The organism is Ramlibacter sp., from assembly GCF_041916345.1.
Taxonomy (GTDB): domain Bacteria; phylum Pseudomonadota; class Gammaproteobacteria; order Burkholderiales; family Burkholderiaceae_C; genus Ramlibacter.
The window spans coordinates 25,546-38,353 of record NZ_JAYRZR010000036.1 but is presented as its reverse complement, the minus strand read 5'-3'; the positions used below and the strand labels follow the sequence as shown (position 1 = coordinate 38,353).

Annotated in this window: 17 protein-coding genes; 4 read left to right on the top strand and 13 right to left on the bottom strand. The window is 70.0% G+C overall.

Features of this window, described 5'->3' with window-relative positions; genetic code table 11:
- Window positions 1-233 (top strand): helix-turn-helix domain-containing protein (locus tag ACE3T5_RS11540; RefSeq protein WP_374667690.1); only part of this gene is annotated, 233 nt, incomplete at its 5' end.
- Window positions 234-303: 70 nt separating this feature from the next.
- Here ACE3T5_RS11540 and ACE3T5_RS11535 read toward each other — a convergent pair.
- The 11 genes from ACE3T5_RS11535 to ACE3T5_RS11485 all read right to left on the bottom strand — a co-directional run bounded on the left by ACE3T5_RS11535 (window position 304) and on the right by ACE3T5_RS11485 (window position 9,909).
- Window positions 304-951: a response regulator gene (locus tag ACE3T5_RS11535; RefSeq protein WP_374667688.1), complete on the bottom strand. Its 648-nt coding sequence runs from the start codon at window positions 949-951 to the stop codon at window positions 304-306.
- On the bottom strand, window positions 948-2,003 hold the full coding sequence (locus ACE3T5_RS11530; protein WP_374667686.1) for a PAS domain-containing sensor histidine kinase: 1,056 nt from the start codon (window positions 2,001-2,003) through the stop codon (window positions 948-950). Before ACE3T5_RS11530 ends, ACE3T5_RS11535 begins: the two co-directional genes overlap by 4 nt.
- A 54-nt stretch (window positions 2,004-2,057) precedes the next feature.
- Window positions 2,058-2,342, bottom strand: a complete 285-nt coding sequence (locus ACE3T5_RS11525; RefSeq protein ID WP_374667684.1) for a hypothetical protein — start codon at window positions 2,340-2,342, stop codon at window positions 2,058-2,060.
- A 14-nt stretch (window positions 2,343-2,356) separates the two neighbouring features.
- A complete protein-coding gene (locus tag ACE3T5_RS11520; RefSeq protein ID WP_374667682.1) occupies window positions 2,357-2,620 on the bottom strand; it encodes a FixH family protein in 264 nt (87 codons plus the stop codon).
- A 12-nt stretch (window positions 2,621-2,632) separates the two neighbouring features.
- A complete protein-coding gene (gene ccoG / locus ACE3T5_RS11515; protein WP_374667681.1) occupies window positions 2,633-4,057 on the bottom strand; it encodes a cytochrome c oxidase accessory protein CcoG in 1,425 nt (474 codons plus the stop codon).
- A 151-nt stretch (window positions 4,058-4,208) separates the two neighbouring features.
- The gene (ccoP, locus tag ACE3T5_RS11510) at window positions 4,209-5,138 is read right to left on the bottom strand and encodes a cytochrome-c oxidase, cbb3-type subunit III (protein ID WP_374667679.1); all 930 of its coding nucleotides are present in this window, start codon (window positions 5,136-5,138) and stop codon (window positions 4,209-4,211) included.
- 12 nt (window positions 5,139-5,150) lie between these two features.
- Window positions 5,151-5,288: a cbb3-type cytochrome oxidase subunit 3 gene (locus ACE3T5_RS11505; RefSeq protein ID WP_374667678.1), complete on the bottom strand. Its 138-nt coding sequence runs from the start codon at window positions 5,286-5,288 to the stop codon at window positions 5,151-5,153.
- Between the two features lie 14 nt (window positions 5,289-5,302).
- Window positions 5,303-5,929, bottom strand: coding sequence for a cytochrome-c oxidase, cbb3-type subunit II (gene ccoO, locus ACE3T5_RS11500; RefSeq protein WP_374667677.1), 627 nt, complete (start codon window positions 5,927-5,929; stop codon window positions 5,303-5,305).
- 19 nt (window positions 5,930-5,948) lie between these two features.
- Window positions 5,949-7,388, bottom strand: a complete 1,440-nt coding sequence (gene ccoN / locus ACE3T5_RS11495; RefSeq protein ID WP_374667676.1) for a cytochrome-c oxidase, cbb3-type subunit I — start codon at window positions 7,386-7,388, stop codon at window positions 5,949-5,951.
- A gap of 65 nt (window positions 7,389-7,453) precedes the next feature.
- A complete protein-coding gene (ccoS, locus tag ACE3T5_RS11490; protein WP_374667674.1) occupies window positions 7,454-7,591 on the bottom strand; it encodes a cbb3-type cytochrome oxidase assembly protein CcoS in 138 nt (45 codons plus the stop codon).
- On the bottom strand, window positions 7,591-9,909 hold the full coding sequence (locus ACE3T5_RS11485) for a heavy metal translocating P-type ATPase (RefSeq protein WP_374667673.1): 2,319 nt from the start codon (window positions 9,907-9,909) through the stop codon (window positions 7,591-7,593). The genes ccoS and ACE3T5_RS11485 overlap by 1 nt, the downstream gene beginning before the upstream one ends.
- Before the next feature lie 107 nt (window positions 9,910-10,016).
- On the opposite strand from ACE3T5_RS11485, the gene ACE3T5_RS11480 reads away from it, so the two are divergent.
- Together ACE3T5_RS11480 and ACE3T5_RS11475 are read left to right on the top strand one after the other, a co-directional pair.
- On the top strand, window positions 10,017-10,460 hold the full coding sequence (locus ACE3T5_RS11480; protein WP_374667672.1) for a universal stress protein: 444 nt from the start codon (window positions 10,017-10,019) through the stop codon (window positions 10,458-10,460).
- 35 nt (window positions 10,461-10,495) lie between these two features.
- The gene (locus ACE3T5_RS11475) at window positions 10,496-10,918 is read left to right on the top strand and encodes a universal stress protein (protein ID WP_374667670.1); all 423 of its coding nucleotides are present in this window, start codon (window positions 10,496-10,498) and stop codon (window positions 10,916-10,918) included.
- Window positions 10,919-10,944: 26 nt separating this feature from the next.
- Here ACE3T5_RS11475 and ACE3T5_RS11470 read toward each other — a convergent pair whose 3' ends face one another.
- Both ACE3T5_RS11470 and ACE3T5_RS11465 read right to left on the bottom strand, forming a co-directional pair.
- Window positions 10,945-11,271, bottom strand: coding sequence for an iron-sulfur cluster assembly protein (locus ACE3T5_RS11470; RefSeq protein WP_374667668.1), 327 nt, complete (start codon window positions 11,269-11,271; stop codon window positions 10,945-10,947).
- Between the two features lie 40 nt (window positions 11,272-11,311).
- On the bottom strand, window positions 11,312-12,124 hold the full coding sequence (locus ACE3T5_RS11465) for a type IV pili methyl-accepting chemotaxis transducer N-terminal domain-containing protein (protein WP_374667665.1): 813 nt from the start codon (window positions 12,122-12,124) through the stop codon (window positions 11,312-11,314).
- A gap of 253 nt (window positions 12,125-12,377) precedes the next feature.
- Between ACE3T5_RS11465 and ACE3T5_RS11460 the strand changes: the two genes are divergently transcribed.
- Entirely contained in the window at window positions 12,378-12,791 is a 414-nt protein-coding gene (locus tag ACE3T5_RS11460; RefSeq protein WP_374667663.1) for a ribonucleotide reductase subunit alpha, read from the top strand.
- Window positions 12,792-12,808 lie beyond the last annotated feature (17 nt).

Genomic DNA, 12,808 nt, shown 5'->3' with positions numbered 1-12,808 from the left:
TGCTGAACCTGGTGCAGCGCCTGCAGGCGCGCGGCTTCTCGAAGTCCGAGCTGGTGCTGCGCATGACGCGGCAGGAGATCGGCAGCTACCTGGGCCTGAAGCTGGAGACGGTGAGCCGCACCTTCTCGCGCTTCGCCGAGGAAGGCCTGATCGAGGTGCACCAGCGGCACGTGCGCATTCTCGATACCGAGAAGCTGCGTGCGCTGCTCACGCAGCCGGGATGCGCGTTCTGAGGTGAAGCGCTGGGGGTGCACCCCAGCCTACGCAGACAACCGGGGTTGGTTCCCTTGTAGCGATCCCCCCTCACCCCACCGGATCGGCCAGCCCGTGCTTGATGGCATAGCGCAGCAGCTCGCTCGGGTTGGTCACGCCGAGCTTGTGCATCAGGTTCGACTTGTGCGTGCTGACCGTCTTCACCGACAGGTTCAGCCGAGCCGCGATCTCCGACACGGCCTCGCCGGCGGCGAGCATGCGGAACACCTCGAACTCCCGGTCCGACAGCGTCTGGTGCGGCGGCTGGTCTGCCGCGCCACCGGGCATGGCGCCCAGCGCGAGCTGCTCGGCCACCTCGGCGCTCACGTAGGCGCCGCCCGCGGCCACGCGGCGGATCGCCTGCTCCAGCTGCGCCGGCGCGCTTTCCTTGGTGAGGTAGCCGCTCGCGCCCGACTTGATCGCGCGTACTGCGTACTGGGTCTCCTGGTGCATGCTGAGCACCAGGATGCGCAGCTTGGGCCGCTCGGCCTTCACCAGCCGGATCAGCTCCATGCCGCTGCGCCCGGGCATGGACAGGTCGAGCACCAGCACGTCGAAGGTCTCGGCACGCACGATCTGCATCACCTCGGTGCCATCGGCGGCCTCGCCGACCACCTCGAAATCCTTCGCATCGCCGACGATGCGCTTGAGGCCCTCGCGCACGATGGCATGGTCGTCGGCCAGCACGATGCGGATCATCGGTTCTCCTGCGGCAGGGGGATGCGGGCCTCGACACGCGTGCCCTGCCCCGGCTCGCTGTCGATGCGGACTTCGCCACGCATCAGGTGGGCGCGCTCGCGCAGGCCGGCGATGCCCAGCGACTGCGGCTTGCGCGGATCGGTCACGCGGAAGCCCGCGCCGTCGTCCTGCACCGCCAGCACGAGCTGGTCGCCATCGCGCCGGATGCGCACCGCCACCTGGCTCGCGCGGGCGTGCTTGGCGACGTTGGTCAACGACTCCTGCACCATGCGGAAGACGCCGGTGGCATAGGGCTCGGGCAGGTCCAGATCCTCGTCGGCGGCCAGGGTGCAGGCCACGCCGGTGCGCTGACTGAAGTTGTGCACGAGCCATTCGATGGCGGCCAGCAGGCCCAGGTCGTCCAGCACCAGGGGGCGCAGGTCGGCCGAGATGCGGCGCACCGAGGCCACGCAGGCGTCGAGCATGGCGATCATCTGCGACAGCTTGCCCTGCGCGACGGCGTCGCCGCGCACATGCTCGCGCAGCGTGATCGTGTCCATCTTCAGCGCGGTCAGCGCCTGCGCCAGCTCGTCGTGCAGCTCGCGCGCGATGCGCGACTTCTCCTGCTCGCGCACACCGGCGCTTTCGGCCGCGAAGGCAGCCAGTTCCTCCTGCGCGCGCACCCGCTCGGACACGTCGCGCAGGATCACGGTGTACAGCCTGCCCTCCGGCGCCTCGAGCTGCGAGATGGAGGCCTCGATCGGGAACTCGGTGCCATCGGCACGCAGGCCCACCAGCACGGTCTGGTCGCCCATGCGGCGCGAGGTGACGCCGGTCTCGCCGAAGCGGCGCACCTGCTCGGCATGCCCGGCGCGATAGCGCTGCGGCAGCAGCCCATCGAGCGGCTGGCCGCGCATGGCCGCCGCCGGATGGCCGAAGATGCGCTCGGCCGCGCGGTTGTACATGACGATGCGCTGCGCCGCGTCGACGGTGATGATGCCGTCCATGGCCGAATCCAGCAGGCCGGCCAGGCGGGCGGCGGCGCTGTCTTCGGGGAGGGCGGGTTCGGTCACTGCGAGGCAACGTTGGGCGTTGCCTCGTAATTTAACCCACGCGGCAGGCGCGCCTCAGCAGCCGCGGCCGGGGCAGCCCTCGGGCCGCTGGTCCGCGTCGAAGGGGCAGGCGTTGACCTCGGCCGCGCTCATCGCGAGCACCGTCGTCAGGAAGCAGGCCGCCAGCGACACGAGCCAGAAGGCGAAGAACGCCGCCGTGTAGATGCCCTGGCGCGACAGGCCCACCGCGTTGCCGGACCACTGCACGTCCATCGGGTCGACGAACGCGAACACCAGCAGCTCCAGCGCGCAGGCGGCCAGGAAGGCGGGCCAGGCACTCCACATGAGGCGACGGATCATCGTGGGGTCTCCTCTCAGTTCTCTTCCGCGGGCGTGTTGGCGTGGTTGCGCCCCTGCACGGCCGGCATCAGCGCGCGGTCCTTCGGCAGAGTCTTGTTGATCTCGATGCCCTGGCGGTAGTAGTCGGGCGTGATCACCGGGTCGGGCGTGCGGATCGCCAGGTACAGCGTCACGAAGCCGGCGACGATGACGATGGCGGGCCCGGAGATGATCATCCAGACCAGCCCATGACGGTACCAGGGCGCCGACGGGGGGGGTTCGTTCTTCTCGGTGGTCATGCGGTCTCCTTGTCAGCGGGGCACCAGGAACACGGACTTCTCGCGCACATGCGCGTCGCCGGCCACGGTGGCAATGTCGAAATGGATCGGCTGCGAGCCGGCCGGCGCACTGCCATACGGGATCTGCAGCCGCACGACCACCCAGCGCGCCTCGGCCGGGCCGACCTCGAACTCGGTCTCGGAGGCGATCTCCAGGCCCGTCAGGCCTTCGGCGCTCAGGCGGTACTTCTGCGTGCGCTCGGTGGCATTCATGATCTGCAGGCGGTACACGTTCTCCAGCTTGCCGCCGGCCACGATGCGCGACAGCGCGGCGCGGTCGCGCACGATGTCCACCTTCAGCGGCGTGCGCATGGCCAGGCTGAACAGCACCGCGAAGCAGATCGCCAGCAGGATGCCGGTGTACACCAGCACGCGCGGGCGCAGGATGTGCGAGAGGATCTCGGAGCGGCCGCCGCCCTGCTTGAGCACGTTCTGCGTGGTGAAGCGGATCAGCCCGCGTTCGTAGCCCATCTTGTCCATCACGCCGTCGCACACGTCCACGCAGCCGGCGCAGCCGATGCACTCGTACTGCAGGCCGTTGCGGATGTCGATGCCGGTGGGGCAGACCTGCACGCACAGGTTGCAGTCGACGCAGGCGCCCAGGCCCTTGGCCTTGTAGTCGACCTTGCGGCCGCGCGAGCCGCGCGGCTCGCCACGCGCCGTGTCGTAGCTCACGATCAGCGTGTCCCGGTCGAACATCGCGCTCTGGAAGCGGGCGTACGGGCACATGTACTTGCACACCTGCTCGCGCATGAAACCGGCGTTGCCGTAGGTTGCAAAGGCGTAGAAGTTCACCCAGAACCATTCCCAGGGCCCGAACGACAGCGTGAAGGCCTCGCCCCAGAGGGTCTGGATGGGGGTGAAGTAGCCCACGAAGGTGAAGCCGGTCCACATCGCCAGCGCCACCCACAGGGCGTGCTTGAGCGCCTTCTTGCCGAGCTTGCGGCCGGACATCGGCTCCGCGTCGAGCTTCATGCGCGCGTTGCGGTCGCCCTCGACCTTGCGCTCGATCCACAGGAACATCTCCGTGTAGACCGTCTGCGGGCAGGCAAAGCCGCACCACAGCCGCCCGGCCACGGCGGTGAAGAGGAACAGCGAGAGCGCGCTGATCACCAGCAGGCCGGTGAGATAGATGAAGTCCTGCGGGTAGAGGACGAAGCCGAAGATGTAGAAGCGCCGCGTCGCCAGGTCGAACAGCACCGCCTGCCGCTCGCCCCACTGCAGCCAGGGCAGGCCGTAGAAGACGATCTGCGTGGCCCACACGAACGCCCAGCGCCACTGCGCGAAGGTGCCGGTCACGGCGCGGGGGTAGATCTTCTTCGCCGACGCGTAGAGCGACTGCCCTTCATCCTTCGGCGGTTGCTCGGGTTCGACCGGCGTGATGGGAATGACTTTCATCGGGACTGCGGGTTCGGGCTTTCCCTGAGATCATGCGCGCGGGAGATCGGGCCCCACTTGATATTTGTCAGTGCGGCCCGAAAAGGCGAAAGGGGCCCTGGGCCCCTGTTCGGAACTGCCGTCATTCCCGCGCAGGCGGGAATCCAGGCGCTCAGGGCTTGGCCGCCGACGCCGGCGCGCCGCCCTTGTTGGACAGGCCCCAGACATAGCTGGCGAGCACGTGGATCTGCGCATCGGTCAGCTTGCCCGCCTGGGCCGGCATCTCGTTGACCTTGCCGTTGGTGACGATGCTGATGATGGCCTGCTCGCCGAAGCCGTGCAGCCAGATGTCGTCCGTCAGGTTGGGCGCGCCCAGGGCCTGGTTGCCCTTTCCGTCGGCGCCGTGGCAGGCCGCGCAGGCGGCGAACTTCGGCTTGCCGAGCTGGGCCTTCAGCGAGTCATGCGGCGCGTTCGACAGCGACAGCACGTAGTGGGCGAGGTTCTTCACGTCGTCGCCCGTGCCCACGGCCGCGGCCATGGGGGGCATGTTGCCCACGCGGCCCTTGGCCAGGGTCTCGACGATCTTGTCGGGCGCGCCGCCATGCAGCCAGTCACCGTCCGCCAGGTTCGGGAAGCCCTTGCTGCCGCGCGCGTCGGAGCCGTGGCACTGGGCGCAGTTGTTCATGAACAGCCGCTCGCCCACCGCCATGGCATTGGCGTCGCGGGACAGGTCCTCGGGCTTCTTGGCGGTGAACTGGGCATACAGCGGGCCCAGTTCCTGGTTGGCCTTGGCCACCTCGGCGTCGTACTGGCCCTTGGAAGACCACTTGAACTGGCCGTCGTGCGAGCCCAGGCCCGGGTAGGCCACCAGGTACAGCAGCGAGAAGACGATGGTGATGATGAACAGCCACACCCACCACATGGGCAGCGGGTTGTTCATCTCGCGCAGGTCCTCGTCCCACACGTGGCCGGTGGTGTTGTCCGTGGCGGACATCACCTTCTTGCGGCCGGTGGCCCACAGCAGGATGGCGCAGGCCAGGATGCTCACCAGGGTGAGGCCGGCCACGTACATCGACCAGAAGCCGGAAACAAAGTCGCTCATGTTCGGCGCCCCTTATTCTTGTTCGAAGGGAAGACGGGCCGCTTCGTCGAAGCGCTCGCGGTTGGGCCGCCAGTAGGCCCAGGCGGCGATGCCCAGGAAGGTCGCAAGCGAGACCAGGGTGGCCGCGATGCGCAGGGTGGTGACATCCATGTCGTGCTCCGTGCTTACTTGAGGGCGCGGCCCAGGGACTGCAGGTAGGCGATCAGGGCTTCCATCTCGGTCTTGCCCTTGACCTCTTCCGCGGCCTTGTTGATCTGCTCGTCGGTGTAGGGCACGCCCACGGTGCGCAGGGCACGCATGCGCGGGGCCATCACCGTCGGGTCCACCGCCGTCTTCTCCAGCCAGGGGTAGGCCGGCATGTTGGACTCCGGCACCACGTCACGCGGGTTGTTCAGGTGGATGCGGTGCCACTCGTCCGAGTAGCGGCCGCCCACGCGGTGCAGGTCCGGGCCGGTGCGCTTGCTGCCCCACTGGAAGGGGTGGTCGTAGACGAACTCGCCCGCCACCGAGTAGTGGCCGTAGCGCAGCGTCTCGGCGCGGAACGGGCGGATCATCTGCGAGTGGCAGTTGTAGCAGCCCTCGCGCAGGTAGATGTCACGCCCCGCGAGCTGCAGCGCGGTGTAGGGCTTCACGCCCGCCACCGGCTCGGTGGTGGACTTCTGGAAGAACAGCGGCACGATCTCGACCAGGCCGCCGATGGCGACGACCAGCAGGATCAGCACGATCATCAGGAAGTTGTTGGTCTCGACCTTCTCGTGCGTGAAACCGGTCGATTGGGTGTTGTCGCTCATGATGAGGCGTCCTTTTCGTTCAGTGGGCGGCGGCGGTGACGGCGGGCACCGGCACGCGCACGGCACGGCCGTTGGCGACGGTCATCCACACGTTCCACAGCATCACGATCATCCCGCCCAGGTACAGCAGGCCGCCGCAGACGCGGATCACGTAGAAGGGGTAGGTGGCCTTCACCGATTCGACGAAGGTGTAGGTGAGCGTGCCGTCGGCATTGATGGCGCGCCACATCAGGCCCTGCATCACGCCGGCGATCCACATGGCGGCGATGTACAGAACGATGCCGATGGTGGCGGTCCAGAAGTGCAGCTCGATCGCCTTCACCGAGTACATCTTCTTCTGGCCGAACAGGCGCGGCACCAGGTAGTACAGGGAGCCCATGGAGACCAGGCCCACCCAGCCCAGCGCGCCGGAGTGCACGTGGCCCACGGTCCAGTCGGTGTAGTGCGACAGGGCGTTGACGGTCTTGATGGACATCATCGGGCCCTCGAACGTGCTCATGCCGTAGAACGACAGCGACACGATCAGGAAGCGCAGCACGGGGTCGTCACGCAGCTTGTGCCAGGCGCCCGACAGGGTCATGATGCCGTTGATCATGCCGCCCCAGGAGGGCGCCAGCAGGATCAGCGAGAACAGCATGCCGACCGACTGCGTCCAGTCCGGCAGGGCCGTGTAGTGCAGGTGGTGGGGGCCCGCCCACATGTAGGTGAAGATCAGGGCCCAGAAGTGCACGATGGACAGGCGATAGCTGTACACCGGGCGCTCGGCCTGCTTCGGGATGAAGTAGTACATCATGCCCAGGAAGCCCGCGGTCAGGAAGAAGCCCACCGCATTGTGGCCGTACCACCATTGCACCATGGCGTCCTGCACGCCGGCGTAGGCGCTGTAGGACTTCATCAGGCCGGCCGGGACGGCGGCGCTGTTCACCAGGTGCAGCAGCGCCACGGCGAGGATGAATGCGCCGTAGAACCAGTTGGCCACGTAGATGTGCTTGACCTTGCGCGTGCCCACGGTGCCGAAGAACACCACCGCGTAGGCCACCCAGACCAGGGTGATCAGGATGTCGATGGGCCACTCCAGCTCGGCGTATTCCTTGCCGGAGGTGTAGCCCAGCGGCAGGCTGACGGCGGCCGCCACGATGACGAGCTGCCAGCCCCAGAACGTGAACGCCGCCAGCTTGGGCAGGAACAACCCGGTCTGGCAGGTACGCTGCACCACGTAGTAGCTGGTGGCGAACAGCGCGCAGCCGCCGAAGGCGAAGATCACGGCGTTGGTGTGCAGCGGTCGCAGTCGGCCGTAGCTCAACCAGGGAATGCCGAAGTTCAGCTCAGGCCAGGCCAACTGGGCCGCGATGATCACGCCGACGAGCATGCCCACCACGCCCCAGACAACGGCCATCAGCGAGAACTGCCGGACGACGGTGTCGTCATAGATTGCAGTCTTGGCGGTTGGATCGTTCATGAAGCACCTTCTTCTTGGGATGTTGCGAGTGTCTTGTTGCGCTGCAATAGCCAGCTTGACCCATGTCAATCGGTGTGCAGAATGCGCTCGCCCTCGGCCTCCACCGAGTCGAACTGGCCACGCCAGACGGCCCAGGCCAGGGCGCCGAGGATGGCCAGGGCCAGCACGACCGACAGCGGGATGAGCACGAACAGGATGTCCATCAGGTTTCCTTGGGCACGCGCGCGAGCCGCGCGGCATTGAGCACGACCAACAGGGAGCTGGCGGCCATGCCCAGACCAGCCAGCCAGGGCGGCATGGCACCGGCCAGCGCCAGCGGCACCGACACGGCGTTGTAGACCGCCGCCCAGAACAGGTTCTGGCGCACCACGCGGCGGGTGCGCCGCGCCTGCGCCAGCAGCAGCGCCACGGCATCCAGCCGCCCGCCCTGCACGATGAAGTCACTGCGCGCCTGCGCCACCGGCACGCCCTCGCCCATGGCGATGGAGAGATCGGCGCGCGCCAGCACCGGCGCATCGTTCATGCCGTCGCCGACCATCGCCACGCGATGCCCGGCCTGCTGCAGGGCCGCCACGTGGGCCAGCTTGTCGTCCGGCGTCTGCCGGCCGAAGCCCTGCTCCACCCCGGCGCGCCAGGCCAGGCGGTCCACCGCGGCCTGCTGGTCGCCCGAGAGCATCTGCACGGCCAGCCCCATGCGCCGCAGGGCACCGACCGCCCCCAGGGCGCCGGCGCGCAGGGATTCGTCGAGCTCGAAGCTGGCCAGCCAGCCCGCCTCGTCGGCCAGGTGCACCTGCGCGCGGGCCTGCTCGGGCGGCGCGGCGCAGAATGCGGCCGAGCCCAGGCGCAGGCGGCGCGGCAGCCAGCCGCTGTCGCCGGCCACGAGCCCCTCGACGCCCTCGCCCGGATGTTCCTCCACGGCGGTGGCGGACCAGCCCACCGCGCCGGCCTCGGCCGCGATGGCACGCGCCGCCGGGTGCAACGACTGCCGTGCCAGTGCCGCGGCCAGGCGCAGCGCCTCACCGGTCGCCACGCCCTCGCGCGCATGGATCGCGCGCACCGCCATGCGGTCGTTCGTGAGCGTGCCAGTCTTGTCGAACACCACCGTGTCCACCTTCGCCCCGGCCTCCAGGGCCTCCAGCCGGCGCACCAGCACGCCCCTGCGCGCCAGGGAGCCGGCGGCCGCCAGCGTGGCCGAAGGCGTGGCCAGCGACAGCGCGCAGGGGCAGGTGACGATCAGCACGGCCACCGCCACGCCCAGCGCATGGCCCGGGCCCTGCGGCCACCACCACCACGCGGCCAGCACGGCAGCCAGCACCACCGCGCCGAGGAAGGGCGATGCAATGCGGTCGGCCAGCTTCGCGCTGGCCGGCTTCTCGACCGAGGCGCGCTCCATCAGCGCGGCGATCTCGGCGTAGCGGGTGTCCTCGCCCAGCCGCTCCACCCGTACTTCGAGCACGGCGCGCAGGTTGTGGCTGCCGGCAATCACGGCATCGCCGGCGCGCCGGGCGAGCGGCGTGGATTCGCCAGTGAGCAGGGCCTCGTCGACGCTGCTGTCGCCGCTGAGCACGGTGCCGTCGGCCGGGAAGGCCTCGCCCGGGCGCACGCGGATGCGGTCGCCCACGACCAGGCGCCGCACCGGCACGCGCTCGGTGGTGCCGGTGGGCAGCAGCCGCTCGGCCGTGTCAGGCAGGCGGCGCGCCAGCGCGTCCAGGGCGCCGGCGGTGCGGTCGCGCAGGCGCTGCTCCAGCAGCCGGCCCGACAGCAGGAAGAAGACGAACATGGTGACCGAGTCGAACCACACCTCGCCGCCCAGCGGACCGGCCGGGTCGAAGGTGGCCGCCGTGCTGGCCGCGAAGGCGATCAGGATGCCCAGCGACACCGGCACGTCCATGCCGATGCGGCGCGCGCGCAGGTCACGCCAGGCCGAGCTGAAGAAGGGCCCGCACGAGAACACCATCACCGGCAGCGTGAGCAGCCACGAGGCCCAGCGCAGCAGCGCTGCCACGTCGGGCGACATCTCGCCCGGGGCCGCGACGTACGACGGATACGCGTACATCATCACCTGCATCATGCAGAAGCCGGCCACGAGCCAGCGCCACAGCAGCACGCGCTGCGCCTGCCGGCGCGGCACCGCCGCGAGCTGGTCGCCGGCCGGCAGCCCGGCATAGCCCGCCTGCTCCAGCGCGCGCAGCCATTGCGAAGGCCGGCCTTGCGCGGTGGACCACACCACGCGCGCGGTGGCCGTGGCGCCGTTGACCTCCACCCCCTGCACGCCCGGCAGGCCACGCAGGGCGTCCTCGATGGTGAGCGAGCAGGCCGGGCAGTACATGCCCTCGATGGCCAGGTACGACTCCCAGCAGTCGGCGCGGTCCTTCAGCGGCCGGCCGAAGGAGGCCCACTCCGCCGGCTCGTCCAGCGCCGCCGCGCGCTCGGGCGGGGCGGCCGGTGGCACCGGCGGGCGGACGGCCGCGCCCGGGGCGGCGACGCGGGCGACGGGCGATGGCAGAGCAGCAGATTCCACGACCGCAAGCCTAGGGGGCGGCCTGCCGGCTCCGCTTGACGTGGATCAAGCCCGCCCGGACCCGCCGCCGTAAGCTGGGCGAAACCTTTCACCCAGGAGACTCTTCCATGTACCAGCGCATCCTCTTCCCCACCGATGGCTCGCCCCTGTCGAAGAAGGCCGCCAAGAGCGCCATCGGCCTCGCGTCCGCGCTGGGCGCCGAAATGGTGGTGCTCAACGTCGTGTCCCGCTACCCGCAGTCGTACTTCGAGGGCGGCGTGACGGTCTCCACGCAGGAGATCTCGCGCATCGAGAAGCAGTGGTCCGAGCGCGGCCAGGCCCTGGGCGATGCCGTGGCCGAGCAGGCCCGCGCGGCGGGCGTGCAGGCCAAGGCGGTCGTCGTGCGCTCGGACCTCGTGGCCGACGCCGTGGCCGCGGCTGCCAAGAAGCACAAGTGCGACCTGATCGTGATGGCCTCGCACGGCCGCCGGGGCCTGAAGCGCCTGCTGCTGGGCAGCGAGACCCAGCACGTGCTGACGCACGGTACCATTCCGGTGCTCGTGCTGCGCTGAGCAGCCCAACCCCACGAGCCGGAGTACACAAGCCCATGAAGATCCTGCTGGCTGCCGACGGCAGCTCCTACACCAAGAAGGCGCTGGCCTTCCTCGTCACCCATGAAGAGCTCGCCGGCGGCGACGGCCACCTGGTCGTGCTGAACGTGCAGACCCCCGTGCCGCCGCGCGTGAAGGGCATGCTGGGCTCGACGGCCATCGCCGAATACCACAAGGACGAATCCGAGAAGGTGCTCAAGCCGATCGACCGCTTCCTGGCGCGCCACGGCATCCAGTACACACTGAAGATGACCGTGGGCAACGCCGGCCAGGAGATCGTGCGGGCCGCCAAGCGCGAGAAGTGCCAGCTCGTCGTGATGGGCACGCATGGCCACGGCCTGCTGGGCCGCGCGCTCCTGGGCAGCGTCGCGCAGACGGTCGTGACCGACAGCGAAGTGCCCGTCCTGCTGGTCAAGTAGCCGGACGGCGCCGCCGGAGTGCGGCCTCAGGCCACGCGGCGCAGATGCGGCCGCGTGCGCCAGCCCCGCGGCGGATCGGAGGCCACGGTGACGGTCACGCGGCGCTCGCCGTGGAAGTGGTCGAACAGCTCGGCCTCCAGATCCTCGACCACCATGGCCGTCACGCCGGCGTCCGGCAGGGGCGCCATCCGCACCTGCACCGCGCCTTCGTTCACGACGACGGTCCGGATCAGGCCGCGCCGGATCACGTCCACGCCGGTCGCCGGGTCCACCACCCACCGCAACGCGCTCTCGGCCAGCAGCCGGTCCTCGGGCGGGCCCTCGTAGGGCCAGGTGTTGCGGCTGGTTGTCATGCGTCCTCCGGCGGTGGCAATGGGGGCGGGGACGGCCTGCCTACAGCAGGTCGCGCAGGGCCGCATCGTACAGCGCGGTCAGGTTGTCCATCACCTCGTACACCCGCTCGCTGGTGGTGGCCACCGTCTGCAGGGTCTCGGGGCTCGCCGCACGCGCCAGCGCGGCCTCCTGGAACAGCCACTGGCTGCGCGCCAGCTCCAGCTCGTTGCGGATGGCGGGCGTGGAGATCGCTGCGGCCTGGAGCGTCACCAGCCCTTGCCCGAACTCCGAGCGCGCGGTGGCGAGCTGGTTGCGCACGGCCGGCGAGTCATGGCCCGCGGCGGCCAGGAAGTAGGCGCGTGCGGCACGCTGAGACAGCATGCGCTGGCGACCCGCCACGTTGACGATGCGCGCGCTGGCCTGCCGCGACTGCGACTCGTAGGCCTGGGTCAGCCGGTTGGCGGATTCAAGCAGCGTGTCCGCGGTGCGGGCCACGTCGAGACCAGCCTCGCGGCGGGGCCGTCCGCCCACCGCGGCGACCAGCGCGCGATGATCGCGCTCGACAGCGGTCAGCTGCGCCTGCAGGTCAGCGGGCCCGCCGCCGGCCGACAGCTCGGCCAGGCTGCCTGCCAGCAGCTGCTGCGTGTTCGCCAGGATGTCCTGGGCCCGATCGGGCAGCACCTCCAGTGCGGCCTGCACATAGGCCTTGGACAGGCGCTGCGACAGGGCGCGCAGCCTGCCGGCGCGGTTGATGGCCTGGCTGATCGGCAGGGCCTTGGCCTGCGCCGGCCAGGCCAGGCCCGCGACCAGCACGGCCCCGGCCTGCCCGAGCAGCGTGCGGCGGCTCAGGCCCCGGATGATTCGATTCGACATGAACGATTCCTCGATGCGTTGCGACGGGCTGATGCTAGGCGGGCACCGCGCATCGTGCGTCCTTCGCAAGGACTAGGACGCCTCGTCCATGCGGACGAGCAAGGCGCTGCGCAGGCGCTTGTGTTGATGCGTGTCAACTTCTGCCGGGCGCCACCGGCCGGCGCCGATGCCCGCCGCTAGTTCCAACGAAGGATGCGCCCTCGTCCGCCTGCAGGACATCGCAGGGGCGCCGCTTGCGGCATGCTCGCAGGCCATGAGCGATTCCTTCTTCGACCAGTTGCGCCAGGCCGCCGCGGCCCAGCCCGAGCGCCAGCGCCTGCTGTTCGTCTTCGCCGGCAGCGAGCTGCCCGAGGGCGCCAGCGCCGCCCAGCGCGCCGCCTTCGAGGCCGGCCAGGGCGGCCACCTGAACCCGCTGGCCTGCGTGGACAAGGCGCCGTCGGAACTGGGGGACTTCGCGGCCCTGGTGGCCGAGTCGCGCCAGGCCTGCCCGCCCTGGCAGGCCGTCTTCATCGCCGCCTGCGCCGGCACCGCCACGGCCGAGCCGCCCACCGCCCAGGTGACGGCCGCGCTGCAAGGCATGGTGGCCGCCATCCGCGCCGGCCGGCTCGAAGGCTACCTGGCCCTGGATCCGGCGGGGGATCCGCTGCAGTTCCAGGCCGCGGGTTGACCCGCCGGGCCGTCCTC